The 1453-nt window shown below is 47.8% G+C and carries 3 protein-coding genes; 2 read left to right on the plus strand and 1 reads right to left on the minus strand.

Features of this window, described 5'->3' with window-relative positions; genetic code table 11:
- Positions 1-296: 296 nt before the first annotated feature.
- Positions 297-503, minus strand: a complete 207-nt coding sequence (locus tag AB9F26_RS22045; protein ID WP_369758195.1) for a hypothetical protein — start codon at positions 501-503, stop codon at positions 297-299.
- A gap of 128 nt (positions 504-631) precedes the next feature.
- Here AB9F26_RS22045 and AB9F26_RS22050 point away from each other — a divergent pair, with 128 nt between their 5' ends.
- Together AB9F26_RS22050 and AB9F26_RS22055 are read left to right on the plus strand one after the other, a co-directional pair.
- On the plus strand, positions 632-877 hold the full coding sequence (locus AB9F26_RS22050) for a hypothetical protein (protein ID WP_369769103.1): 246 nt from the start codon (positions 632-634) through the stop codon (positions 875-877).
- Between the two features lie 351 nt (positions 878-1228).
- Positions 1229-1432, plus strand: coding sequence for a hypothetical protein (locus tag AB9F26_RS22055; protein ID WP_369769104.1), 204 nt, complete (start codon positions 1229-1231; stop codon positions 1430-1432).
- Positions 1433-1453 lie beyond the last annotated feature (21 nt).

The raw sequence follows: 1453 nt of genomic DNA on the forward strand, positions 1-1453 counted from the left end.
GGCCTCGACCGCGCAGATCTCACCGCAAGCGACTTTGATTTCGTTTAAAGAGGCGCAATTGAATGCATAAAGGGGCGGGCTTAAGAGGCTCGCCCCTTTCGTTTGCGAGGGCGTTGGGAACGCCTTGACGCATATTCAATTGTCTATGAAAACGCATCAATTATACCTCCTATCCCTTAAGAGGACGGCACAGATCATGCTAATCAGACAGCTTTGATAACGACGCCGATCAAACACTACGGGTGCTGAAAATGAAACTTCAGCATGAGAATGTTTGTCGTGAATTGAAACTCAAACTAGAAGCCGATGGCAGGCGCTATACGTTGTGTATTGGCACCGCGTTTGCTTTGTCTGATCAGGGGGCTGAGGTTTGCTTTGAAGCTCTGCTGATCAGATTTCTCGGCCGCAGCGAAGGTCTCCTTTCCGTCCGTACCGTTGACCGACACAAACGATCCGTAACAAACCTTGGTGGCCACTTTTGCGAAAAGAAGGATTGAGGCCAATATTGTCTTCTTCCTTTTGACTGGTGGATGGTTTCACCAAGTACATGCAGGCAAGCCTTTTGCTTCCCAATAGGGGCTTTATCAGAAATAGAGGTCGCAAAATCAGTGTGTTAGAATAGAATTACTAAATGAAAAAAATTGCATTACCGTTGATTTGCGCCGTTTTTTTAGGGGCTGGTTCGGTTGACGCCGAAGATTTTGGTCTGTCAGACGTAAAAGGTTGGCTTGATGGATGCATCGCGTTGACCGTGGGAAAGAGGGTTATGACGCAGACAATGGAGTATGATTGCCTCGCTCAGGCCGATAAATACTGCTCCGTTGGTCGCTCTGTGGAATTTCGGGATTCGTGCAAGAACGACCTTACGGATCAATAGCGAGCAGATATTCAAGCGGTCCTTCCATTGCTGAAACCGATCGAAGAGATGAAAGCGATTTACAGAAAACGTTTCCAAGAACGTGCCGGAAAATTGCAGAACCAAGATCGAAGCTCATGCAACGAAAGTATCAGCACAACTGAATGTGAATTTGCGTTGATTGGTGTTGACTGGCTAATGACTCGGTCCCTTGCTCGCGAAATCGGTTTGATTATTGTGGAAAATCCAAATTAAAAGAGCAGTTTGTGAACCAGTTAGAGCGGCGTCCGCTTTGTCCGGAGGCTGTGTGAAAACTCCCCCATTTTGATCCAGATGCTGCTATAATTTCCGTATTCGGTATGGAGGTTGTTCATGACGCATTTCATCGAAGGTTTAGACTGGCAGCGGACGATGTTACTGCCTGAACACCTCGACGATTATGTTGATGAGAATAGCCACGTCCGCGCCATTGATGTTTTCGCGGACATGCTTGATTTGGCGGTTCTTGGCTTCAGCGCGCAACCTGCCGCGACGGGTCGGCCCGGTTGTCATCCGGGGTTGATGCTGCGGATTTAACTGTATGGATATCTGAATCAA

This window comes from Falsihalocynthiibacter sp. BN13B15 (assembly GCF_041205415.1).
GTDB lineage: Bacteria > Pseudomonadota > Alphaproteobacteria > Rhodobacterales > Rhodobacteraceae > Falsihalocynthiibacter > Falsihalocynthiibacter arcticus.

What these genes read in the sequence shown, in the direction of transcription:
- AB9F26_RS22050 (WP_369769103.1), top strand. Translation starts at nt 632, where the DNA reads ATGAAAAAAATTGCATTACCGTTGATTTGCGCCGTTTTTTTAGGGGCT.
- AB9F26_RS22055 (WP_369769104.1), top strand. Translation starts at nt 1,229, where the DNA reads ATGACGCATTTCATCGAAGGTTTAGACTGGCAGCGGACGATGTTACTG.